Source organism: Anaerolinea thermophila UNI-1 (assembly GCF_000199675.1).
Lineage (GTDB): Bacteria > Chloroflexota > Anaerolineae > Anaerolineales > Anaerolineaceae > Anaerolinea > Anaerolinea thermophila.
In genome coordinates this window covers 3,445,663-3,469,410 of record NC_014960.1, presented here as the reverse complement: position 1 = coordinate 3,469,410, position 23,748 = coordinate 3,445,663, and the positions used below count along the sequence as shown (strand labels likewise).

General features: G+C 61.6%; 20 protein-coding genes. 10 read left to right on the top strand and 10 right to left on the bottom strand.

Features of this window, described 5'->3' with window-relative positions; all coding sequences use genetic code 11:
- Positions 1 to 2: 2 nt before the first annotated feature.
- From ANT_RS15560 to ANT_RS17770, 10 genes are read right to left on the bottom strand one after another with little or no spacing between them, the layout of a single operon-like run.
- On the bottom strand, positions 3 to 3,947 hold the full coding sequence (locus tag ANT_RS15560; RefSeq protein WP_013561487.1) for a GAF domain-containing protein: 3,945 nt from the start codon (positions 3,945 to 3,947) through the stop codon (positions 3 to 5).
- Positions 3,948 to 3,953: 6 nt separating this feature from the next.
- Entirely contained in the window at positions 3,954 to 4,565 is a 612-nt protein-coding gene (locus tag ANT_RS15555; protein ID WP_013561486.1) for a chemotaxis protein CheC, read from the bottom strand.
- Positions 4,566 to 4,928 (bottom strand): response regulator transcription factor, encoded by a 363-nt coding sequence (locus ANT_RS15550; protein WP_013561485.1) that lies wholly within the window; start codon positions 4,926 to 4,928, stop codon positions 4,566 to 4,568.
- Between the two features lie 22 nt (positions 4,929 to 4,950).
- On the bottom strand, positions 4,951 to 5,994 hold the full coding sequence (locus ANT_RS15545) for a protein-glutamate methylesterase/protein-glutamine glutaminase (protein WP_013561484.1): 1,044 nt from the start codon (positions 5,992 to 5,994) through the stop codon (positions 4,951 to 4,953).
- A gap of 6 nt (positions 5,995 to 6,000) precedes the next feature.
- Positions 6,001 to 6,861, bottom strand: a complete 861-nt coding sequence (locus tag ANT_RS15540; protein WP_013561483.1) for a CheR family methyltransferase — start codon at positions 6,859 to 6,861, stop codon at positions 6,001 to 6,003.
- Positions 6,862 to 6,873: 12 nt separating this feature from the next.
- Positions 6,874 to 9,201 carry a HEAT repeat domain-containing protein gene (locus ANT_RS15535; protein ID WP_041455098.1) on the bottom strand — a complete coding sequence of 776 codons (2,328 nt, stop codon included), beginning with the start codon at positions 9,199 to 9,201 and terminating at the stop codon, positions 6,874 to 6,876.
- A gap of 24 nt (positions 9,202 to 9,225) precedes the next feature.
- On the bottom strand, positions 9,226 to 11,103 hold the full coding sequence (locus tag ANT_RS15530; RefSeq protein ID WP_013561481.1) for a methyl-accepting chemotaxis protein: 1,878 nt from the start codon (positions 11,101 to 11,103) through the stop codon (positions 9,226 to 9,228).
- A gap of 29 nt (positions 11,104 to 11,132) precedes the next feature.
- The gene (locus tag ANT_RS15525; RefSeq protein ID WP_013561480.1) at positions 11,133 to 11,585 is read right to left on the bottom strand and encodes a chemotaxis protein CheW; all 453 of its coding nucleotides are present in this window, start codon (positions 11,583 to 11,585) and stop codon (positions 11,133 to 11,135) included.
- A gap of 2 nt (positions 11,586 to 11,587) precedes the next feature.
- Positions 11,588 to 13,663, bottom strand: coding sequence for a chemotaxis protein CheA (locus tag ANT_RS15520; protein WP_013561479.1), 2,076 nt, complete (start codon positions 13,661 to 13,663; stop codon positions 11,588 to 11,590).
- Positions 13,660 to 14,400, bottom strand: coding sequence for a response regulator (locus ANT_RS17770; protein WP_013561478.1), 741 nt, complete (start codon positions 14,398 to 14,400; stop codon positions 13,660 to 13,662). Before ANT_RS17770 ends, ANT_RS15520 begins: the two co-directional genes overlap by 4 nt.
- A gap of 175 nt (positions 14,401 to 14,575) precedes the next feature.
- Between ANT_RS17770 and ANT_RS15510 the strand changes: the two genes are divergently transcribed.
- From ANT_RS15510 to pyrH, 10 genes are all read left to right on the top strand, one after another.
- Complete coding sequence (locus tag ANT_RS15510) at positions 14,576 to 16,516, top strand: peptide ABC transporter substrate-binding protein (protein ID WP_013561477.1); 1,941 nt, start codon at positions 14,576 to 14,578, stop codon at positions 16,514 to 16,516.
- The gene (gene rarD / locus ANT_RS15505) at positions 16,513 to 17,406 is read left to right on the top strand and encodes an EamA family transporter RarD (protein WP_013561476.1); all 894 of its coding nucleotides are present in this window, start codon (positions 16,513 to 16,515) and stop codon (positions 17,404 to 17,406) included. The genes ANT_RS15510 and rarD overlap by 4 nt, the downstream gene beginning before the upstream one ends.
- A gap of 184 nt (positions 17,407 to 17,590) precedes the next feature.
- Positions 17,591 to 18,196 carry a hypothetical protein gene (locus tag ANT_RS15500; protein ID WP_013561475.1) on the top strand — a complete coding sequence of 202 codons (606 nt, stop codon included), beginning with the start codon at positions 17,591 to 17,593 and terminating at the stop codon, positions 18,194 to 18,196.
- 147 nt (positions 18,197 to 18,343) lie between these two features.
- On the top strand, positions 18,344 to 19,042 hold the full coding sequence (locus ANT_RS15495; RefSeq protein ID WP_013561474.1) for a DUF2726 domain-containing protein: 699 nt from the start codon (positions 18,344 to 18,346) through the stop codon (positions 19,040 to 19,042).
- 89 nt (positions 19,043 to 19,131) lie between these two features.
- Positions 19,132 to 19,773: an HAD family hydrolase gene (locus ANT_RS16715; protein WP_013561473.1), complete on the top strand. Its 642-nt coding sequence runs from the start codon at positions 19,132 to 19,134 to the stop codon at positions 19,771 to 19,773.
- Entirely contained in the window at positions 19,761 to 20,357 is a 597-nt protein-coding gene (locus tag ANT_RS15485) for a metallophosphoesterase family protein (protein WP_013561472.1), read from the top strand. The genes ANT_RS16715 and ANT_RS15485 overlap by 13 nt, the downstream gene beginning before the upstream one ends.
- Positions 20,358 to 20,536: 179 nt before the next feature.
- On the top strand, positions 20,537 to 21,217 hold the full coding sequence (locus ANT_RS15480; RefSeq protein ID WP_013561471.1) for a zinc ribbon domain-containing protein: 681 nt from the start codon (positions 20,537 to 20,539) through the stop codon (positions 21,215 to 21,217).
- A 237-nt stretch (positions 21,218 to 21,454) separates the two neighbouring features.
- Positions 21,455 to 22,291, top strand: coding sequence for a 30S ribosomal protein S2 (gene rpsB / locus ANT_RS15475; protein WP_013561470.1), 837 nt, complete (start codon positions 21,455 to 21,457; stop codon positions 22,289 to 22,291).
- 51 nt (positions 22,292 to 22,342) lie between these two features.
- The gene (tsf, locus tag ANT_RS15470) at positions 22,343 to 22,945 is read left to right on the top strand and encodes a translation elongation factor Ts (RefSeq protein WP_041455791.1); all 603 of its coding nucleotides are present in this window, start codon (positions 22,343 to 22,345) and stop codon (positions 22,943 to 22,945) included.
- A gap of 58 nt (positions 22,946 to 23,003) precedes the next feature.
- Complete coding sequence (gene pyrH, locus ANT_RS15465; RefSeq protein ID WP_013561468.1) at positions 23,004 to 23,735, top strand: UMP kinase; 732 nt, start codon at positions 23,004 to 23,006, stop codon at positions 23,733 to 23,735.
- Positions 23,736 to 23,748: the final 13 nt, after the last annotated feature.

Sequence of the window (23,748 nt, the reverse complement as noted above, 5' to 3'; positions counted from 1 at the left end):
GTTTAATGCTCATCCTTCCAGACCGGCAACCAGACGATTGCCTTTGTGCCTTTGCCCACTTCGCTTTCAATGTGGATTTTGCCGTTCAGGCGCTCCACCATTTCCTTGACAATTGCCAGTCCCAGGCCGGTGCCGGGCACCTGCAGTTTCCTGCCGGCACTGCCGCGGAAGAAGCGCTCAAAGAGGTGGGGCATTTCTTCCGGCGGGATGCCCACGCCTTCATCCTCGATGGTCAGGCGCAGGAAGCCCGCTTCCTGCGGGTCGTGCCGCACGCTGATAAAGATGTTCCTGCCTGCCGGGGTGTAGTTGATGGCGTTGGTGAGCAGGTTGGTGACAATTTGCATGACAAAGCGTTCATCGCCTGCTACCGGCGGCAGGTGTTTATCCTGCTGGAAGTGCAGGGTCAAGCCACGGCTGTGTGCCAGCATGCGCCGGTCTTCGACAATCTGCTGGACAAAGGGCGCCAGCGGCAGGGCGGAAATCTGGATGCGGGTTTTGCCCAGGTCCAGCCGCGAGATGGTCAGCAGGTCTTCCACCATGGCTTCCAGGCGGGCGGTTTCGCGTTGCAGTGCCGCCAGGTAGCGCGCCGAGCGCTCCGCGCTGGCAGTGGGCAGTTGTTCGGCGTAGAGTTTGATGCTGGTGAGCGGGGTGCGCAGTTCGTGGCTGACGTTGGAGACAAACTGCGACTTCAGGCGGTCCAGTTCCTTCAGACGGGTGATGTCCTGCAATGTGCCGACATGCTTGATGACGTTGCCGTCCTCGTCATGGACGGGGGTGAGGGTGAGGATGGCGTCGAAGGGCGCGCCGTTACGCCGCCAGCCGTGGATTTCCTTCTCCCAGCGGGTGGAGAGAATTTCGCGGTTCTGGTAGGTCTTAAACAGGTTGCCCTCGTTCTCGTCCAGCCAGCGCCAGGGCGAGCCTACCTGCAACTCCACCAGCGAATAGCCGGTGATGCTTTCAAAGGCGGGGTTGCAGTACAGGAAAGCGCCCTGCGGGTCGAGGACGAAAATGCCCTCTCCGGCGGCATCCAGCACCGCCTGGGTGCGCTCTTTTTCGGCGCGCAGTTGAGCGGTGCGCTCTTCCACCATCTCCGCCAGTTCTTCAGCATGGCGTTGCAGGCGCTGGTTGAGCATGCCGCGGTGCAGGGCAATGGCGGCTTGATTGGCAACGCCCTGAATGAGGGTGAGTTTGTCATCCTCGGCAAAGAAGTTGGGCTGGCGGCTTCCCCACACCAGCAAGCCGATGGGGTCTTCGCCCACCAGCAGGGGGGCAATCACCATCGTTTCCAGCCCTTTGTTTTGCAAGAGGGTGTTGGGAGTATCCCCGCGGTTGACAATTTGAATCTTTTTCTCTTCCAGCACCTGTGACAAAATGGGATTGTGACTAACCGGCATGGAAATCCCCGGCTGAAGAATCACATTGCCTGCTTTCCAGACAGGCGGATGCCCCGCCAGCAGGGTAAAGATGTTTTGGGAGATGGAAAACAGCCACACCACATCCGTCTCCAGCACACTTTGCGCGCTGACGAGAATCTCGGCTTGCACGGTGGGCAGGTCCAGCGCGGTGGCTAACTGGGTGGAGACGTTCAGGAGCATGGCGCGCTGTTGGGAGAGGTGCACGGTCTGATCGTAGAGCAGGATGTTCTCCAGGGCGGCGCCAATGCGGCTGAAGAAGGTGTGCAACAGGGTCATGGTCTCTTCATCGGCGGGGATGGCGTCCACGTCCACCATGCCCACCACGCGGTTGCCGGAGATGAGCGGGAAGCAGTAAATCTGTTCGCCGGTGTAGCCGGGGATGAACACCACCCGCGGGTCGTTCTTCACGTCGGGGATGAAGACGGCGCGGCGCGTGCGGTACACGGTGCTGAACAGCCCGGTATGCACGCTGAGCGGTTTTTCCTGCAGGGATTTTTCCACTGCTCTGGAAACCCCGCGCAACGCCAGCGGGCGCAGGGCGCCCTCATTTTCCACCAGATAGACCCCGCCTTTGTGGGCGTTCAGCATGGCAAAACATACGTCCAGCACCACCTCGGCAACCGTCTTGAGGCTGGGGCTGAAGGTGAGGCGCTGGCTGGCTTGATTGATAAGGTCCAGGCGGCGAGCGGCGCGCTCGCTTGCCTGGAAGCGCAGGGCGTTGCTCCAGGCAACCCCCAACTGCGCGGCAATGGCTTCCACAAGGTCCTGGTCGGTGAGGGAAAATGCTTCTTCCTGGGGCGACTCAACCAGCAGGGCGCCGCGCACTTCCTCGCCTACTACCACCGGCGCGCAAATCTCCGAGCCGGGGTTGAAGCCGTTCCAGGGCTGGTAGTGCGGATCGGTGCGGCACTGGTTGCACAGGTAGGTTTTGCCGGTGCGCAACACCACCCCGACGATGCCCTTGTCTGCCGGGTAGCGTTTGCCGGGCTGTTCCGGGGATGGAGCGAGGCTGTGCACGCTTTCCAGGAGCAGTTCTCCGGATTGGGAGTCCAGCGAGAAGAAGGCAGACAACGGATAGCCCAGTTCGTCCACCAGGCTTTCCACGGTGGTCTGGAAAGCCCGCTGGGGGTCCAGGCAGGCGGCAAGGCGCTGGCTGATGCGGTTGACCTGCGCCAGTTGCCGGACGTGCTGGAGGGTCTGGGTTTGCCAGCGCAGGCGTTCGATGGCGCCTGCGCCCATGCGCGCCAGGGTCTGCCCCAGTTCGCTGTCGGCGGCGCGGTAGCGCGCCGGCGGGGTGGAAACCAGCAGGAAAATCCCGGCGACTTCTCCCTGCACGACAACCGGAAGGCACACCGCCGAGGGAGCCGGCAGGCCTGCGTGCCGGAGAGTCTCTTTCAGGGCTGGCTCGGCGCCGGGAGCGGCGTAAAGGTCAAAGACCAGCAGGGCGTTGCGCAGGTGATACACCTGGGCGCACAGGGAGTCTTCAAGAGGCAAGAGCATACCGGCGCAGGACTGCAACGCGCCCAGCCCGAAATGGGCGCGCAGTCCCAGGGGGTCTTTTTGCGGAATTAACAAGAGCCCGCCGCTGGCGTTGAGGGCCTGGGCGCTGTGTTCCAGCACCAGCGGCAGGACTTCTTCGGGAGAGGTGATTTTTTGCAGGGCGGCAGAGAGGCGGTTGAGGGCGCTCAGTTCTGTCATGCGCCGCCGTTCGGCGCGGCGCACAGCGCGGGTATGCAGGGTATGGGCAATGGTACCTGCCAGGGCTTGCAGGCGCTGACGGGCTTCGCCCAGGAAACTGGCGGCACGGGTGCTTTCCAGGTATAAAACGCCCTGAACATGTCCCTCGGCGCTCAGCGGCAGTGCCACGGCGGCTTGCGTCTGCGGGTGGAAGGGGCGGTAGCCGGGGGTGGCAAAGGCGTTGAGGATGTGCAAAGGCGCACCCTGCTGAAAGACTTCCTGCACCAGCAGGGGCGGCTCCGGCGGAAGCACAGTGGCTTGACTGTCGGGGCTGGCAGATGCCGCAGGACTGAGTTGCTCACCCTCGTAGAGGTACAGATGCACCAGCACGGCATCGCTGACCGTCAGGGCTTGCTGGACAATGGTCTGCTCCAGTGCGCCGGTTTCCTCGTCCAGCAGGGCACTGCGGATGTCGTTCTGGGCTTGCAGGAGGCGGATGGTCTGGCGCAGTTCTTCTTCCACCGCGGCGCGGTCGCTGACGTCCTGCACGGTCATAATCACCCCGACCACTTCCTCGCCTTTGAAGAGCGGGTACACCTGCCCGCTCTGCATCACCGCCGCGCCATTTGCCGCCGGAAGGATGTTGCGGTGCAGGGTGTGGGAAAGGAAGAAAGGCGCACCGGTCTCCAGGACATGGTGAACGGCGACATCCACGCCGCGGGTGCGCAGTTCGGGGAAAAGGTCAAAGAGGTTGCGCCCCAGCACGTCCTCTTCAGTCTTGCCGGTGAGGTGCGCCAGGGGTTCGCTCCACTGGGTGATGGTCAGGTCGGGGGAAAGGGTCAGAAATCCAATCATGGCGGTTTACCCGGCACTTTCGGGAGCGGGGTTCAGCGCGGCGCTGAGGCGCTCCAGCGATTCCAGTCCCATAATCATCACCACATAGCCGCTGACACTGCCATCGCTGGTCTCAAAGTAGGTTTTCACCACCAGGGTATAGCGAATCTCATTGCCGCCGATGTTGAGCGTTTGTAACATCTCATGGACGGCTTCGATGTTGAGGCGCGGCACGGCAAAGAAAATCTTCACCTTGAGCAGGTTGCCCAGGGTGCCGACAAAGGCATTCAGCAGGATGTTGCCGATTTCGGTCAGGGCTTCGCGGTCGGAGGAAGTCAGCGGGCGGGGGATGGGCGGTTCGCCGGTGAGCAGGTTGACCAGAATGGAGGCGCTGTCGTAATCCAGCAGGAGGATGGCATCGCCGTTGAGCGCGCCGCTGAAAATCTGGTGCACCGAGGTCACTTCCGGACTGAGGAAGTTGAGTTGATGGGGCAGGTCTTCCAGCGGGTAGAGGGCGATCTCCGGTGCGCGCAGTACAATGCGCTGATGTACCAGCGCCGAGAGCGAAGCGGCGGCACGTCCAAAGCCGATGTTGACCATCTCGGTCAGGGTGTCCATCTGTTCGGGGGATAAGTGCATTTACGCCTCTCTTTCTAACACTTCGGAAACTGCTGTGCGCAGGTGCTCCGGCGCAATGGGCTTGGCAAGGAAGCGCGCCGCGCCCAGGCGCAGGGCTTCCTGCTGGCTGAATTCCTGCACGTCTGCCGAGCAGACGATGACCCTTGCCGCAGGCTCAATGGCTTTCAACTGTGCCAGCATCTCCAGTCCGTTCATGCCGGGCATGGTCAGGTCGAGGATGACCAGTTCGGGTTTTTCCAGAAAGTACAGTTCCAGCCCGCTTAGCGCATCGGCGGCTTCGAGGTACTGGTAGCCCTCTCCCAGGGCTTGTTTGAGGGTACTGCGGGCGTAACGCGAGTCGTCAATCAGCAGGATTCGGGTCATGCTGTTCTGGAGCGCTCCCTTTCTAAATCATTTTCAAAATGGCTTCTGCCATGCCCTGCAAAGGCACGGAGAAATCTGCCAGACCGGCTTCCACCACCGAACGCGGCATGCCGTACACCACGCAGGATTCCCGGGCTTCGGCAATGACCGTGCCACCCTGAGATTTAATCCAGGCGGCGCCGGAGGTGCCGTCGTTGCCCATGCCGGTCATGACGATGCCCAGCAGGCGGCTGCCGTACACCTCTGCCGCCGATTTAAAGAGCACGTCCACCGAGGGGCGGTGCGGGGTATCCAGCGGGCGCAGGCTGAGCGCCGCCACCACGCGGCTCTCGGGGGTGCGCCGCAGGGTGAGGTGCTGTCCGGCGGGCGCGAGGAGGACCCTGCCGGGGCGCATCTCGTCGCCCTCAGCGGCTTCGAGCACTTCCAGGCGGCTGATTTCGTTCAGGCGGGCGGCAAACAGGGCGGTGTAACCCGGGGGCATGTGCAGAACCACCGCCATTGGCACGGGCAGATCACCGGGCAGGGCGGGAATCAACTGCGCCAGGGCTTGCGGTCCGCCGGTAGAGATGCCCAGCACCACCGCATCCACTTTACCGGCGCGCTCGGCAGGGGCGGCAATGGGCGCGGCAGGGATGCTGATGGAAGTGGAAATACGGGCAGGTTCGATGTTCGCCGCCGTCTTGACTTTGGCAATCAGGTCTTCCTGGATCTCATACACCCGCTCCGAAGCCAGGGCGGTGGGTTTCTGGACAAAGTCCACCGCGCCGTTCTCCATGGCTTGCACCACCAGTTCGCCGTTTTCGCTGGCAATGCTCACCACGATGATGGGCAGGACGCGGCGCCTCATCTGCTCTTTCAGGAATCCAATACCATCCAGTTCGGGCATGATCAGGTCGAGGGTGACCACATCGGGCTGGAGGGCTTGCACCTTTTCCAGCGCGTCTCTGCCGTTGCGGGCGGTACCCACCACCTGAATCAGCGGGTCGCGGGAGAGCATCTCGCTGACCACTTTACGGATGTATGCCGAGTCATCCACAACCAATACGCGAATGGGTCTGGTGTTCATCTTTCTCTAGGTTTCCTCTTTTTCCTGTTTGACGTACACAAAAGCGCGGTGCAGTTCGCGCAGTTCAAAGCGCGTTGGAATGCGCAGAAGGCTTTCGGCGGCGCCGAGGAAGAGATACCCAGGGTTGCGCAGGGCTTCGTAAAAGTGTTGTGCGGTGCGGGTGATGGAGGGAATATCAAAGTAAATGAAGACGTTGCGGCAGAAGATGAAATCAAAGTCCTGCATGCCCTGCATGCCTGCTTCGTCCATCAAATTGAGGTATTTAAATTGTACCTTTTTCAGAAACTTTTCGTGTATTTGAAAGTGCTGGCTTTGCACTTCTGTAAAGTATTTTTCCCGCAGGTGGGCGGGAAGCACGCGAAACGAGCGCATGCCGTACACGCCGCGGCGGGCGATATTCAGGGAGGTTTCGTCAAAGTCGGTGCCGATGATTTCCAGGCGTTCCCAGTCCACCGCGCCGTTTTCACTGAGCGCCATCGCCAGCGAGTAGGGTTCTTCGCCGGAAGCGCAGGCGGCATGCCACACCCGCACCGTGCGCCCGGGCGCTTCTGCCTGCAAAGCGGGGATGAGGTAGTTGGCGGCGGCAAGGATTTGGTCCACCTCGCGCCAGAAGTAGGTTTCGCGCACTGCCAGGGCGCTCTGTACCCGCTTCCACAAGGTCTCGTTGCCCCCGTTGTACTTGAGCAGGTAGTACAGGTCAAAGAACGAGTCCATGCCCTCTTCCACCAGCAGGGGGTAGAGACGGTCCTGCAGGATGGAACGCTTGTCGGGGGGATACTCCAGCCCTAGATGCTGGCGAATCAACTCGCTCAGCAGGGCGAAGAGGTCCTCCGGAAGGGTAATGGTTTCACCCAGCAATGACGCCATGCCTGTCCTCCCTTAAGCCAGGGGTTGCAGGAAACGGTTCATCAGACGGCGCAGGGCGGGGTTGAGTTCCACGCGCGCCATCTGACGCAGGATGGGGATGGCGCGTTCACTACCCAAATCCAGAAGTGCCAGCGTGCTGGCAAGGCGCACCTCGGCGTGCGGGTGCTGAACGAAGCGGATGAGCGTTTCGATGGCGGGGAGTGTGTGCAGGCGGTGGCACACCTCCACCAGAGCCAGACGCACTGCCAGCGGCAGGATGGGCGAGTAGAGGGTGCGCTCCAGCAGGGGCAAACTGTTGTCGCCCATGCGCACCAGGGCGCGGATGGCACTTTCACGGGTTTCAAAGGGGTTGAGGAAGTCCATCAGTATCAGAGCGGCGCGCTCGTCGCCGGTGGCAGAGAGGGCTTGCAGGGCGTCTTCGCGCGTTTCGGGATGGTGCGCCAGTTCGCTCAGGCGGTCGATGGCCGCCTCGTCATCAAAGTGCCCCAGGGCGTGAATGGCTTCGCGGCGGATTTCGGGGTGGGTGGAACGGCTTGCCTGAATCAACAGTGGCACTGCCGCGGCATCTTCCTGTTCGCCCAGCAGGCGCACTGCCCGCAGGACGACATCGGGTTCGGGGTCGTCCAGGCGCGGACGCAGGATGTCTGCCAGCGGGCGGTTCAGGTAGGCGCCCAGGGCTTCCACAGCAAAGGCGCGCACGGCGGGGTGTTCGTCGCTGGTGAGGTGGACGAAGTCCTCAAAGGCAATCGGCGAGCGCAGGGCGGCAAGCGAACGGCAGGCAACCAGGCGGATGCGCGGGTCGGGGTGGTGAATCTCTTCCCGCAGGATGGAGAGCGCCAGGGCGGCGGGGGCATGCGCCAGCGCCCTCAGCGCCGCCTGACGCAGAGCGAAGCGCGGCGAACGGGTGCATTCCAGCAGCAGTTGGGTGGCGCGCTCGTCTTCAAAGTAGGGCAAACTTTCCACAATGGCGCGCTGAACCACATCGGTTTCTTCGGCAAAGCGCGCCAGCAGGGCTTCCAGGGCATCGAGATCGCCAAAGTAGCCCAGGGTTCGCACCGCCGATTCGCGCATCCAGGGGTCTTCGCTCTCCAGCAGGGGCAAAACCAGGCGGGTGTGTTCGGGATGTCCCAGTGAATTGATGGCGGCAATGATGTTCTGACGCACCGCAGGCGAAGGATGCCCCAAACGCTGAATCAGCGCGGGGAAGGCACTCAGGTCGCCAATCTTTGCCAGCACCGCCGCCGCCAGCGAGATGATGCGCTCGTCTTCCTCGTCCAGCAGGGCAATCAGCGCGGGGACGGCTTGTTTGCTGGCGGCTTGCCCCAGGGCGTGCAGTCCCAGGATGCACACTTCGGGATCGGGATGGCGCAGGGTGGAGAGCAGGTAAGGCGCGGCGGGCTTGCCGCCCATGCGCAGGGCTTCAATGGCTACCTCGCGGAGAGAAGGGCTTTCCAGCAACAGGGAGAGGGCGCGCAGTACTTCATCCCGCAGGACTTCCTGTTCGGCAGGGGTGACGGTGGATGCCAGCCACCAGCCAGATACCCGCACCAGCGCGCGGTAGGTGGGGGTAGCGCGCTGAGGCAGTCTGCCCTCGGCAATTTGTTTGAGGAAAGGGAAGATTTTCTCGGGGAAAAGCGTGCCGAGGTGGCTGATGATGAAATCTTCCACCGCGCGTTGATGTCCGTAGCGCTCGCCACAGCACTCCGCCAGCCGTACCAGCGCGGGCAGGGCAATTATCCAGTCGCCCTGCGGGCTTTTCATCCAGTCCAGAATGGGCAGGATGGCGGTGGTGTTGCCCAGTTCGCCCAGGGCGTTGACGGCGGCAGGCGCCAGTTCGGGCACGTCCAGCAAATCCAGGAGGTGCGGCAGGATGAGCGGCGTGCCCATTTGAATCAGGGCTTCCACTGCGGGGTATGCCAGATAAAAATTACCACTGAGAGCCAGACGGGCAAGGTCGGGAATGGCTTCCAGAGCGCGCAGTTGTCCCAGGGCGACGATGGCGTTGAAGGCTACGTTAGGGTCGGGGTCGTCCAGTGCGCCCATCAGGGTTGAGATGGCACGCTCGTCCTGCAGACTGCCCAGTACCTGCATGGCGTACGTACGCACCTCGGCGTTGGGGTCGGCGCTCAGCGCAATCACGCCGGGCAGGACGTCGTACTGCATCTCGGTGAGGATTTGCAGGGCGGCGTTGAGGGCATTGATGTCGCGGTGCTGCTGGCGGATGACTTCCAGCAGGCGCGGGATGAGGGCTTCGTCCTGGGCGGCAATCAGGGCTTCCACCGCGCGGCGGCGTTCCTGCCAGTTTGAGGAAAACAATCCTTCCAGCGGTTGCGAGTCCATAATCATCCTTTGGAACGTGCAGATTTATTCTTTGGCGGCGCGGCGGGCGGGACGGGCGGGTTTGTTCAAAATGTGCTCCATTTGATGCAGAGAACTGACCAGGTAATTCGCCGAGTCGGTTTGTTCCTTGTTCAGGCGGGCAATCAGGCTGATCTGGCGGGTGATGTCGCGGGTGGCAGTGCTGATTTCCTGCGCCGCCTGAGATTGCTCGCCCAGGGCTTTGTTGATCTGCTCGGTGTTGATACGGATGTTCTCCATCGCCGCGGCAATTTGCGCGGTCGCCGCCGCCTGCTCGGACGAGGCTTTGGTAATCTGCCCCACCAGTTGATTCACGCGGCTGGACTCTTTGTTCAGCAAGTCCATGCCCAGGTTGATTTCCTGCAAAGCGCGGGCGGTGGATAAAGCGCCCTTGCGGACGGACTCCGCCGCCACCAGTTGATCGGTGCCGTGGGCTTGCTCGTTCATGGCGCGCGAGACCAGTCCTGTCAGGCGGGATATTTCCTGGGTGGCGCGCACAATCTCCCGCGCGGCGGTGGCTTGCTCATTCATGGCTTGCACCACCTGATCGCTGGCTTTCTTGACGTTGTTGACCGCCAGCACGATGGTCTGCGCTACTTTGCCCTGCTCGGCGGTTGCCTGGGCAATCTGGCGCACCTGCAGGCTGACGGTGTTGACCTCGTTGAGGGCGTTGGCGCTGGCGCTCACCTGTTCTTCGGTGGCGCGGGTGACCTGATCCATGTAGGAATGGGTCTCGCTGAAGGCGTTGAGAATCTGGCGCAGTCCGCGGGCGGCTTCTTCGGCAAGGCTGGCGCTCTCATCGGTGACGCGCAGGTTTTCGCCGGTTATACTCACCGCTTCCTGCGCCGCCGACTGCAAGGCGCGGATGATGGCGGCAATCTCGGCGGTGGCTTTGGCAGAGCGGTCTGCCAGGTTGCGGATTTCCTCGGCAACCACGGCAAAACCGCGTCCCGCCTCGCCTGCACGGGCGGCTTCGATGGATGCGTTCAGCGAAAGCAGGTTGGTGCGCTCGGCAATCAAACTGATGGTATCCACGATACTGCCGATTTCCTCGGCGCGCTTGCCCAAATCCTTGATGACATTGGTGGCGTTCTGTGTGCTTTCACGCACTTTTCCCATGCTGGCAATGGATTTCTGCACCGAAGCCGCGCCTACTTCGGCGTCACGGCTGGCGCGGCTGATGATTTCGGAGACCTGCTTTGCCAGCGAAGCCGTGGAGCGCACCGAGCGGTCCAACTGCTGGACGGCGGCGGCGGCTTGATTGGAAGCATTGCTGATCTGTTCGGCGTTGCCTGCCACCTGATCAATTGAGGAAGCCATCTCGTGAATCGAGGTGGAAATTTCGTCCACCGAACCCGCTACCTTGCCCATGGTGGCGCTGACCTCTTCGATGGACGCCGCCATCTCGTTGATCGAGGCAAAGGTCTGCTCGGTGGAAGCCGCCAGATCGTTGGCGTTTTGCGCCACGCTCTGAATCGATTTGTTCATCTCTTCCAAACTGGCGGCGGTCTCGTTGACGCTGGAAACCAGGTTGTCGGTATCGCCGGCAATGCTCTTCAGGTTGCCCGAAATCTGGGTGATGGAGGCGGCGCTCTGGTTAGACGAGGTTGCCAGTTCGGCGGCAATATCTGCCAGGTTGCGGCTGACCCGCGAGATTTCCTCCACCGAGGCGGCGGTTTCCACCGTGGCGGTTGCCAGACTGCTGGTCATGTTGCCCACCTGCTGGATGGAGGTGGTGGTTTCCTCGATGCTGGCGCTCAACTGTTGCGCCGATGAGGCAATGGCTTCCGTCTGGGTGACGGTTTCTTTTAAGGAAGCGGAAATTTCGTTGGCGGTGCTTAACACGGCTTCCAGGGTGACATCATGTTCGGGTTGTGCGGTCATGGGTTAATCCTCCAATTCTTGGGGTGAGTTCATGCCTGAGTTAACTGGGCTTTTTCGTCGGGCGAGAGAACTTCCTCCAGGTTCAGAATCAGCACCAGGCGACTCTGAAGGGGAATCACTCCCGCGATAAAGCGGTTGCCGGCGGCTTGCAGGGCGGGCGGCGGGGGTTGAATTTGCTCGCTGTCCAGGCGGACGAACTCGCGGGCTGAGTCCACCGCCATGCCCACCAGACGCTCGCCCAGTTTGACAACGATGAGGCGGGCGTGCAGGTCGTAGGGGATGCGCTCCAGTCCAAAGCGGGCTCGCAGGTTGACCACCGGCAGGACCTTGCCGCGCAGGTAAACCACGCCATCCACGAAGGCGGGCGCGTTGGGTACGCGGGTGATTTGCTCAATCATCTCCATCTGCTGGATGTGCTCGGAAGGCACGCCGTAGGTGGTCTCGCCGATGGTAAACAGGATGTAGGGTTCCAGGTGGGGCATATCTACTCCTCCTGAGGGGTGTAAAGCGGGTGGGCGTGGTAGATGAGTTCTTCGGGGTCCACGATGAGGACGACACTGCCATCGCCCATCTCGGTTGCGCCTTTGATGCCCGCCGTGCGCACCAGCGGGTCGGCAAGGGGGTGCATCACGGCTTCGCGAATGCCCAGCACGCGGTCTACCATGAAGCACACGGGCGATTCTTCATCGCCCAGCACAATGCCGGGGATGATGTTGCGCTTTACGGGTGAGGTCTGGAAGAAGCGGTGCAGGGCAAAGAGCGGCACGGCTTTGCCGCGCAGGGTAATCAGCGTGCTGTTCATGAACCGGGTGACTTCATCGGGGGTAATCTCGATGACTTCGCGCACCAGCGCGCGGGGGATGGCGTAGCGTTCGCCGCCGCTTTCCACGATGAGCGCGTCCAGAATGGTGAGGGTCAGCGGCAGGCGCAGGGCAAAGGTAGTACCTTTGCCGGGTTCGCTGGTCAGGCTCATCTGCCCGCCCAGGTGGCGGATGGTCTCCAGCACCACGTTCATGCCCACGCCGCGCCCGGCGCCCATATCGGCATCCTCGCGGGTGGAAAAGCCCGGACGGCAGAGGATTTCCAGCACTTCATTCATGTTAAGGGCGCGGTCTTCGCTCAGCCAGCCCAGCGCGCGGGCTTTCTCGGTCACCTTTTGCACATCCACGCCGCGCCCGTCGTCGCTGACTTCGATGACCACGCGGTCGCCTTCGGGACGTCCACGCACCCAGATGGTGCCCTGGGCAGGTTTGCCCGCCTGCAGGCGTTCCTGCGGGGTTTCGATGCCGTGGGTGATGGCGTTGCGTACCAGGTGCAACAGCGGGTCGAGCAGGCGCTCCACCAGCGATTTGTCAATTTCAGTCTCGGCGCCTTCGAGAACCATCTGCACTTCCTTGCCCGACTGCAGGGCAATATCGCGCACCGCCAGGGGCATGCGCGAGAAGACTTCGGCAAGCGGCACCAGACGCATGCGCACCACCGTCTGGCGCAGGGCGCGCACCTGTCTGCCCATGCGGTGAATCATCTGCTCCAGGCGGTCGAGCGCGGCAGGCGGCGCGCCCTGCAGGTCGGGGAGGATTTCCTGCAGGCGCGAGCGGGTGATGAGCAAATCGCCCACCGTCTGCATCAGCGCGTCCATGCGTGCCAGTTCCACACGGATGGAGACGGTGGAAATCACTGCGGGCGGGGCGGCGGGCGCGGCAGGGACTTCATGGGCAGGGGGAGCAGGTTCGGCAGGCGCTGACCTGACTGAGGCAGTCGCTTCAGGCTCCCAGAGAGGCGTCCAGTCCAGCGGCGGCAGATCGGGGGTTTGGGGCGGGGTTTTGCCTGCCCACAGGAAGGCAAAGCGCACTACCTGATTTTCGATGACGGGCTGGGCTTTGATGATTTTGCCGTGTTCGTCCAGGAAGGCGCGAACCTGATTGACGCGCGACCCCGCGCTGGGCTGGCGGGTGGGGTCGTACACCACCACGCCGATGGACAGGCCGGCTTGTTTCATCTCTTCCAGCAGGGCTTTTTCCAGGGCGTTGAGGCTGGCAAGCAGTTTTTCGCTCGCACTGCCCTGTGGCTCGGCGGCAGGGGCGGGTTCTTCGGCGGGGGTAGCGGGTTTTTTCGCGGGGGCTTTGGCAGGATGGTAGGCTTGCAGGCGCTGGAGGATGTCCTCGATGGCGGGTGAGCCAGCCGGGGACTCGCGCAGGGCGGCAATCACCACGGTGAGGCGTTTGACCCCCTCGATGAGCGCGCCGATGAGTTCGGCGGAGAACGGCAGATGCCCCTCGCGGATTTCGCGCAGGATGCTTTCCATGGCATGGCTGAGTTCGGCGCCCGCGCTCAAGCCCACCATGCCGCACAAGCCTTTGAGGGTGTGGAACGAGCGGAAGAGGGCGTTGATCTTTTCCACCTGCTGGGCTTTTTCCAGGGCGCTGAGCGGGCGGTCTTTCTCCGCGCCGCTGTAGCGCTGTTCAAACTCCAGCAACAGGCGGGTGATGCCCTGCAGATGCTCGTCGGCTTCTTCGAAGAAGCCTTCCAGGTCGGAGAAGGGTGTGTCGGGCGAGATCATTTCCACAACTCCTCAACGGTGCGCAACAGCGAAGAGGGGCTGAACGGCTTGGTGAGGTAACGGTTGGCGCCCAGGCTCATGGCTTCCTGCAGGCTCTCTTCATCGCCGCGGGTGGTGAGCATGATGACCGGCAGGTCTTTCAGGCGATCCACCTTGCGGATAAACTGCAGAACTTCCATGCCGTGCATATCGGGCATGTTAATATCCAGCGTCACCAGGTCAAAAGACATCAGGGTCATCTTTTCCAGCGCTTCCAGCCCGTTGCTGGCTTCTTCGAAATCCGCTTCCAGAGGTTTGAGGGCAGTGATGATCATGCGCCGAATGGTGGGCGAGTCGTCCACCACCAGAATCCGCCGCCGCACCTTCTCTTTGGGAGAGCGGTTGAGCCATGAGAGGATGAGGGTTTCGCTTAATTCCTGCTTGGGAATGAAATCCAGCACGCCCACGGCATCGGCGGCTTCGCGGTAATCGTTCATGTCATAAATGGAAAGGATGACGATGCTCGCCTGCGGGTTGTTCTGGCGGATCTGGCGGGCGGCTTCAATGCCGTTGCCGTCGGGCAGGATTAAGTCCAGCAGGATTAAGTCAGGGGCAAGGCGTTCGGCTTGCTTCACGGCTTCTGCCAGCGTCCCGGCAGTGCCCACCAGTTCCACGCCGTGAATGCTGCGCAGCAGGCTGGAGGCGCTTTGCAAAAATTGAGGACTGTCGTCCACGAGTAAGACACGATAAGCGCTCATGCTTTTAAGGTAAACTGTCTCCCGGAGGGGTGTCAATCAGGAAATTCCTGAGGGGCACAAACCCGCCGCGGGACGCTTGACGTTCATCCCCGCCTGTGTTAGATTGCTTGTTCAGAATACTGTGCCAGGTCCAGCCGCGGTTGGCGCGGCTGTAAAGAAGGATGGAGGAATAACCGTGAAACGCTGGATACCCCTTTTGCTGATAACGCTGGCGCTGGCGAGCGGATGCATCGTGCCGCCCACTGCCACCCCGGCGGTGAGTACCGCAACGCCTGCGCCCCTTCCTACCGATACGCCCGTCCCCACCCCCGAACTGCCCAAAACGCTGGTGGTGTGCCTTGCCGAAGAACCGCAAACACTGTATCCCTACGGCGGCAACTCGCGCAGTATGTGGGCGGTGCTGGAAGCTCTCTACGATGGTCCGTTTGACACCCGACAGTACGCCGTTCAGCCGGTGATTCTGGAGAAGATGCCCGCGCTGAGCGACGGCGATGCGCGCATCGAAGCCGTCAAGGTCAAAGCCGGCGACCCCGTGGTGGATACGGCGGGCAATTTGGTGGCGCTGGCGGCGGGTGTGCAGGTCCTGCCTGCCGGGTGTTCTTCGCCGGAGTGCGCCGTCACCTGGGACGGCACCAGCCCCTTACAGATGGAGCGCCTGAGCGTCACCTTCCGCCTTAAAGCGGGCATCCAGTGGTCCGACGGCGCGCCGCTCACTGCCGAAGACTCGGTCTTTTCCTTCCAGATTGCCGCCGACCCGGCAACCCCCACCGCCAAAGGGCTGATTGACCGCACCCTTTCCTACACTGCGCTGGACGAGCGCACGGTGGAGTGGGTGGGCGTGCCGGGCTTTGTGGAGCGCAATTACCCCGCTTACTTCTTCCTGCCCCTGCCCAAACACGCCTGGGGGACGCTGAGCGCGGCGCAAATATTACAGGATGAGCAAATCCGCCGCGCGCCGCTGGGCTGGGGGGCTTACACCGTGCAGGAATGGACGGCGGGTGACCACATCACCCTGAAGAAGAACCCGCTGTACTTCCGCGCCGCCGAGGGCTTGCCCGCCTTCGATACGCTGGTGTTCCGCTTCTCGGGCAATCCGCCCGACAGCGCGCTGATGGCGCTGGTGGCGGGCGAGTGCGACATCGTTGAACCCAACCCCGATTTCCTGCCCCTGCTGGAAGAACTCATCAACACGCAGAACAACGGACGCCTGCAGTTACTGCTGGCGCAGGGACCGGAGTGGGAGCACGTTGCCTTCGGCATCCGCCCGGCGTCTTACGATGACGGCTACGACCCTGCCGCGGGCGACCGCCCCGATTTCTTCGGCGATGTGCGCACCCGCCAGGCGTTTGCTCTGTGCGCCAACCGCGAGTCCATCGTTAAGCAGGTGTTCTTCAACCGCGTGGATGTGCCGCGCGGCTACCTGGCGCCCGATCATCCCGCCTATCAGAAAGATGCCCTGCCCGAATACCCCTACGACCCGGCAAAGGGGAGCGCCCTGCTGGACGAAGTGGGCTGGAAGGACACCGACGGCGACCCCAACACCCCGCGCGTGGCGCAGGGGGTAAGCGGCGTCCCCGACGGTACGCCGCTGAAGGTGGAACTGCTCACCACGCAGGCAGAGTTGCGCCGTCAAACCGCGCAGACCCTGCAACAGTCCTGGCGCGCCTGCGGCATTGAGACGAACATTGTGCAGTTGCCGCCCGGCGAGTTGTTCGCCCCCGGTCCGGATGGGGCGCTCTTCGGCAGGCGCTTTGACCTTGCCATGTTCTACTGGCAGACCAGCCAGCGCAACGCCTGCGCGCTCTACACCAGCGGGCAAATCCCCGCCGCCGCCAATCAGTGGCTGGGCGTCAACGCGGGCGGTTTTTCCTCGGCGGAGTACGATGCCGCCTGCCTGAACTCTCTGCGGGCGCACGCTACCCCTGAGGAAGACCTGCAAGCCCTGCAGAACGCCGAGAAGGTCTTTGCCGGGCAGTTGCCGGTGCTTCCGCTGTACTTCCAGTTGAAGATTGCCATTGCCCGCCCGGATTTGTGCGGCTTCTCGCTCGACCCGACGGCGCGCAGTTTCCTCTGGAATCTTGAGGACTTTCACCTCGGCGAGGATTGTCAGCCGTGAAAAAGGGGTACGTGTACGCCTTTCTGGCTTACGGGATGTGGGGCGTCTTTCCGCTGTACTGGAAAGCCCTGCAGAACGTGCCTTCGGTGCAGATTCTGGCGCACCGCGTGGTGTGGTCGCTGGTGTTTCTGGTCCTGCTCATCACCCTGCGGCGGGAGTGGGAAGCTCTGCGCGCCCGGCTTTCGCCGCGCGTTCTGGGGGTGTATGCCCTCTCCGGCGCGCTGGTGACGCTGAACTGGGGCATGTACATTTGGGGCGTCAACGCCAATCATGTGGTGGAAACCTCGCTGGGGTATTTCATCAACCCGCTGGTGAACGTCCTGCTGGGGGTGGTGTTCCTGCGCGAGCGCCTGCGCCCCGGGCAGTGGCTTGCCATCGGGCTGGCGCTGGCGGGCGTGCTGTACATGACATTTGCCTACGGACGCCTGCCGTGGCTGGCGCTGGCGCTGGCGTTCACCTTTGGCATCTACGGCTACCTGAAAAAGACCTTCCCGCTCAACTCCCTGCACGGCTTGACGCTGGAGACCGGCGCGGTCACCCCGCTGATGCTGGGATACCTGATTTTCCTGGAAACCCGCGGGCAGGGGGCGTTTTTGCACGTCAGCGCGCTGGAGTCGCTTCTGCTGGCGCTGGCGGGGGTGGTGACGGCAACGCCCCTGCTGTTCTTCGGCATGGGGGCGCGGCTCATCCCGCTTTCGACCATGGGCTTGATTCAGTACCTCTCGCCCACCATGCAGTTCCTGCTGGGGGTGTTCCTGTATCACGAGCCGTTTGACCAGGCGCGGCTGGTGGGATTCAGCGTGGTGTGGCTGGCGCTGGCGCTGTATCTGGCAGAGGGGTACTGGCATCAGCGGCGGGCTGAGCCGAAGCCCGAGCCTGCCCAAGGCTGAGCCTGTCAAGCCGTTCGCCGAGCCTGTCGAGGCACACGATTTTTTTTTTGCGTCCTTCGCGCCTTTGCGGTCAATAATCCTTACTGCGCCCCTCGGCAGGCTCGGGGTGCGCTCCCCCGACGATGGGACTGCGCGGGAAATGGCGTACAATAGGACTTATCTGTATTCACACGGAGACATGCCCATGCCAGAATCCATGCGCGAAATTTTAAAGAAAGTGGAGCGCGGCGAATTAACGCCCGAACAAGCCGAAGAATACCTGCGCGGTGAAACGCCACCCAAAGAGATGCCTGCATCGCCCGAAGAAGACATCCCCCCGGCGGCAGGCGAGGTGCTGGAAAGCCCCGCCGAAATGGATGTGCGCCTCAACCGCTGGCGGTTGTGGTGGCTGATTCCGCTGGGCATCGGCGGGTTCATCCTCATCGTCGGCATTGCCCTGATCACCCTGGGGTATGCCGCTTCCAGCCCGTTCTGGTTTGTGTGTGGCTTCTTCCCCCTCTTCCTTGGGTTGCTGGTGGTACTGCTGGCAGTCTGGAGCCGCGGGGCGCGCTGGCTTCACCTGCGCGTGCGCGAGAAGGGCAAGGTGCAGATTGCCCTGTCGTTCCCCATTCCCATCCTGCTGGGGAAATGGTTCTTCACGCTCTTCGGCGGGGTCATCCCCGGCTTGCGCGATCAGCCCGGCGTGGCTCAGTCCATGCCCGAAATGCTGGACGCGGTGGGCAAATCGCGCGAACCACTCATCGTCGAGGTCAACGACGGAGATACCGAAGTGAGGGTGTACCTGATTTAACGTCCGTGCGAGAAGATAAGGAAGAGCAATGGGGTTTCCCGCAAAGGCGCAAAGAATGCCGGGAAAATCCCTGCCCGGCGTATATTTCTGCTCCTGAAGGTTTTGTGGCAAAATATTGACACATCTTTCATTTCCGGAGTCTTTCACATGGCAGTGACCAAAGAAAAACAGGGGTGTTTGAGTCTGATTTTTCCTTTCCTTCGTAAAAATGATCTTCCTGAAGAGTTGCCCTACAGAACGCGCGATGATTTTCTTTCTCCGGCGGAGTTGTCCTTTTATAAGGTGCTGTCTTCGACGCTGGGGGCGCGCTTTACCCTGCAGTCCAAGGTTCGCCTGGCGGATGTTTTCTTTGTCGCCCGTCCCAATGAAAACTTCGCCTATTTCAACCGCATTGCTCAGCGGCATGTGGATTTTCTGATTTGCGACCCGGCAACCATGAAGCCGCTCCTGGGCATTGAACTGGATGATTCCAGCCATCAGCGGGAGCGCCGGCAGAAAAGGGATGAGTTTGTCGACAGAGTCTTTGAAGCCGCCAACCTGCCTCTGGTGCGCTTCCCCGTCCAGCGGGCGTACACCACCCAGGAACTTGTCGAAAAGATCGCCCCGCATTTGAGGAACGCGCTGGGTAAACCTGCCGCCGAAGCCCCCGCGACCGCTCCGGCGGTCTCCGATCCGCCTGCCCCCGCAAAACAGGATTCTGCTCCCCTCTGCCCCAAATGCAATATCCCGATGGTGTTGCGCACGGTAACGCAGGGCGAGCATAAGGGAAAGCAGTTTTACGGCTGTTCAAACTATCCGCGCTGTCGGGAAGTAAAGCCTGTCCCTGCGCAGAGACCGCCGGCGTAACTAAATTGTACGGATGAGACAATCCGTCCGCTGATTCTGACGGCGGGCGGATTTTTTTCGTTTTTTCCGCTCGTGATATACTTCACCCCATGCAAACGCCCCCGATTCAAGCCCTTCTGTTTGACGTTGGCGGGGTGATTCTGCGCACCGAAGACCCCGCGCCGCGCGAGGCGCTGGCGCGGCAGTACGGCATGTCCCGCGCCGACCTGGAGAAACTGGTGTTTGCCTCGCCCGCCGCGCTGGCGGCTGAACGCGGTGAGGCGGATGAGCCCGCCGTCTGGGATTTCGTTGCCCGCACCCTGCGCCTTTCTGCTCCGCAGTTGACTGCCTTCCGCGAGCAGTTCTGGGCGGGCGACCGCGTGGATACCGCTCTGCTGGCGTTTCTGGCAGAGGCGCGTCCGCGCGTGCGCACGGGCTTGCTCTCCAACGCCTGGACGAGAGACCTGCGCGCGCTGTTGTGCGCCTTCGGAGCGCCCGCCGACCTGCTCGACCGCGCCGTCGAGGTGTGGCTGACCTCGTCCATGCTGGGCGCGCGCAAGCCCGATCCGCGGGCGTTTGCGGCGGCGCTGGCGCATCTGGGCGCTTCTGCCGGGCAGACCGTCTTTGTGGATGATTTTGTGGAAAATGTGGAAGGCGCGCGCCGCGCCGGGCTGGTGGGGGTGCATTTTCAAACTACCGCGCAGGCCCTCGAAACCCTGCGCCGCCTGCTGGAGAACGCATGGAGCCGCTGATTACCCTCGGCGTGGTTGCCGATACTCATGTCCCCGACCGCGTCAATGCCCTGCACCCCGCGCTGATCGAGTGCCTGCGTGCGCAGGGGGTTCAGCGCATTCTGCACGCCGGGGATGTGTGCGTGCCGGCGGTGCTGGATGAACTTGAGCAGGTGGCGCCGGTGAGCGCCGCGCGCGGCAACCGCGACTGGATGTTTACCCCTGCCCTGCCGTGGGCGGTGGAGATGGAACTGGGCGGCGCGCGCCTGGCGCTGATTCACGGGCAGGGCTCGTTCCTGCGCTACTGGTGGGATAAAGCCCTCTACGTCCTGCAGGGCTACCGTTTTGAGCGCTACCGCAACGTGGTTCTGCGGGCTTGTCCGCATGCCGATGTCATCATCTACGGGCACACCCATCAGGCGGAGAACCGCCGCGAGGGCGGCAAACTGTTCTTCAACCCCGGCTCTGCCAGTCTGGGCATCATCCCCGGGCGGGTGCCGCCGTCGTTCGGCGTCCTGCGCATTTACGCGGGCGGCAGGGTGGAAGGCGAAATCCACGTGCTGAAGGGCTGGAAAGTCCAGCGCGGCAGGTGGGTGCGCGGCTGAGATCAGTCCTGCGGGTGGGGCTGTTGCAGGCAGTGCGCATGCCGGGAAACTTGCCGGTTAGATTTTTTTGGGGGGGGATTTTGGATATTTCAATTTAAAAACTTCATGTATATTTAAGGGTAAATTTTCGGTTCTCTTTGAGTCGCCATCGGCATAAGGAAAATCAGGGAGATAGTCAAATGAAAAAGACCATCCACTGCCCTTCCTGCGGGGCTCCGCTGGACTCTACCTCAACACATTGTACCTACTGCGGTACGCAAATCAAGAAAATCTCCACCCGTCAGCAACAGGAAGCCCGCATTAAGGAACTGCGCCGCGCCGTTGTCGGGCGCACTCCGACGTTCGACGAAGCCATGGAACTGGCGAAGTTGTACACGAACCTGGGGCAGAGCGCCCATGCTGAGGAATACCTCAGGCAAGCCATTGCCCTGAATCCGGATGCCCCTCAGCCGCGCATCCTGCTCTGCCTGTCTCTGCTGGGTTTCAACCGCCCGACCACCTCTTCGCGCATGTACGCCGATGAGATTCGCGAGCACTTTAACTGGCTCTACCAGCATCATCCCCGCATGCGGGAAGTGGAATGGCTGGGGTATTTCCTGACGATGGAGTACTTCATGGAAGCGCAGGACTGGCGGCGGGGTCTGGAAACCGGTCGCCTGGCGGTGGAGAAGTTCCCCGAGAACTACCTCTTGCAGTTCATGTACGGGCTGGCGCTGGTGCATTTTGGCGATACCGACGGGCTGGATGCGCAAGACTACCGGCAAGCCCTGCACCACTTCAGGTTATCGGCTGAACTGAACCCCGAATTTGAACCGGCGATGAAAAATGCCAGTGCGCTGGAAAACTACCTGAAAGGCTGAGCGCCTGTCAGGAGTTGAGAAAGCCGCAGGGGATGGAGCGCGCCCCCTTTTTGCGCAGGAATCGGGGGCGAGTCTGGACGATTCCTCTTATTTTGTGGTAAAATCCATCGGCTCGCCAAAGAGGTGAGCGAACATTTCAACTCACACGCTGGCTGACTGCCCTTGCGTGCCCCCCAAAAGGGGTGAGAGGGTGGAATGAGGACAGCGGGAGAATAACGCAAAGGAGAAAAAGGAATAATGGCTACTGTGATCTCCATGAAAGCCCTTCTGGAGAGCGGCGTCCACTTTGGACACCGCACGAACAAATGGAACCCGCACATGCGCCCGTACATCTTCACCGAGCGCAACGGGATTCACATCATCGACCTTCAGCAAACCGTCAAAGCCCTGAATACGGCGTACAACCTGGTGCGCGATACCGTTGCCAACGGCGGCACGGTGCTGTTTGTTGGCACCAAGCGCCAGGCGCAGGAAACCGTGCGCGAAGAAGCCGAACGCTGTGGCATGCCCTACGTGGTGGAACGCTGGATGGGCGGCATCCTCACCAACTGGATTACGTTCTACCAGCGTATTCAGGAACTGGAACGCATGGAACGCATGCGCGACAGTGGCGAACTCTCGCGCCTGACCAAGAAGGAAGGCTTGCTGATTCAGCGCGAGATCGACCGTCTTGAGGTGCGCCTGGGCGGTATCCGCAAGATGAAACGCCTGCCCGACCTGCTCTTTGTGGTGGATGTGGACCGCGAAGCCACCGCCGTTCACGAAGCCAACAAGATGGGCATCCCCGTGATTGCGCTGGTGGATACCAACTGCGACCCGCGCGGCGTGGACTACGTCATCCCCTCGAACGACGACGCCATCCGCGCCATCAAACTGCTGGTGGGCAAGATTGCCGATGCTGTTAACGAGGGTAAAGCCTACCGCAAGGAAGAGGTGAGCGAGGAATCTGCTCCCGTGGATATGGGCGCGGTGACCGTGGGTGTGGAAGAAGAGGTCTCGGATGAAGATCTTCTGGGCGAATCCACCCTGGCAAAGATGAAAGGCTTTAGCGAGGACGAATTCGAGGAAGAGTAATTCCTCCGGTGAATGAATTTTGAAGATTTTGAGAAAGACGGGAACAAGACCATGGCAATTACGACCGAAATGATCAAGCAACTGCGCGATGCAACCGGCGCGGGCATTCTGGACTGCCGCAAGGCGCTGGAACAATCCAACGGCGATTACGAAAAGGCAGTGGATTACCTGCGCGAGAAGGGTCTGGCGCAAGCCGCCAAGCGCTCCGACCGCACCGCTTCCGAAGGCGTTATTGAAGTGTACTCGCACGGCAACGGGCGTGTGGCAGTAGTGGTGGAAGTAAACTGCGAGAGCGATTTCGTCGCCCGCGAGGCTTCCTTCCGCGCCTTTGCCCACGAACTGGCACTGCAGATCGCCGCTTCCTCCCCCCGCTGGGTTAAGGAAGAAGACATTCCCGAAGCCGAACTGAAGCGTGAAGCCGATATCGCCGCGGCGCGCGCCCGCGAAGAGGGCAAACCCGAAGCCGTCATTCCGCGCATTGTGGAAGGCTACCTGAGCAAATTCAAGGATGAAACCGTCCTGATGCGCCAGAAGTACATCCGCGATGAGAGCAAGACCATCCAGGATCTGTACAACGAACTGGCAGTTTCCTTAAAAGAAAACATCGTGGTGCGGCGGTTCGTCCGCTGGGAACTGGGCGAAGCCTCGAGTTAACCACTGAAAGCCAACCGAAAGGTTGGCTTTTTTTCTAAAAAATGGAGAAGCATAAAGCATGGAAACAACCCTCTCGAATGGATTGAAGTACCGCCGCATCCTTCTCAAACTGTCAGGAGAAGCGCTGGCGCAGGAAAACGGCTTTGGCATTGACCCGAACTGTGTGCGCGCCATTGCTCAGCGCATCAAACAGGTGCGTGAAATGAACGTGGATGTGGCAGTGGTCATCGGCGCGGGCAACCTGTGGCGCGGACGGGTGGGACAGAACAGCGGCATGGATCCCGCCACCGCCGATTACATGGGCATGCTGGCAACAGTGATGAACGCCCTGGCGCTGATGGACGCACTGGAGAGCATGAACGTGGTCACGCGGGTACAGTCGGCTATTGAAATGCACTCGGTGGCTGAGCCGTACATCCGCCGCCGCGCCATTCGTCATCTGGAAAAGGGACGGGTGGTCATTCTCGGGGGCGGCACGGGCAACCCCTACTTTACCACCGACACCGCCGCCGCTCTGCGCGCCACTGAATTGAAGTGCGACGTGCTCATCAAAGCCACCAAGGTGGACGGCGTGTACGACAGCGACCCCAAGAAAAACCCCAATGCGCGCCGATTCGAACACATCACCTACATGGACGCCCTCAACCAGCGCCTGGCAGTCATGGACAGCACCGCCCTCTCGCTGTGCATGGACAACAAGATGCCCATCCTGGTGCTTAACCTGTGGGACGAAACCGCGCTCATCCGTGCATTGAAGGGTGAGCCGGTCGGCACTCTGGTCAGCGATTAAAGCCCTGAACCCT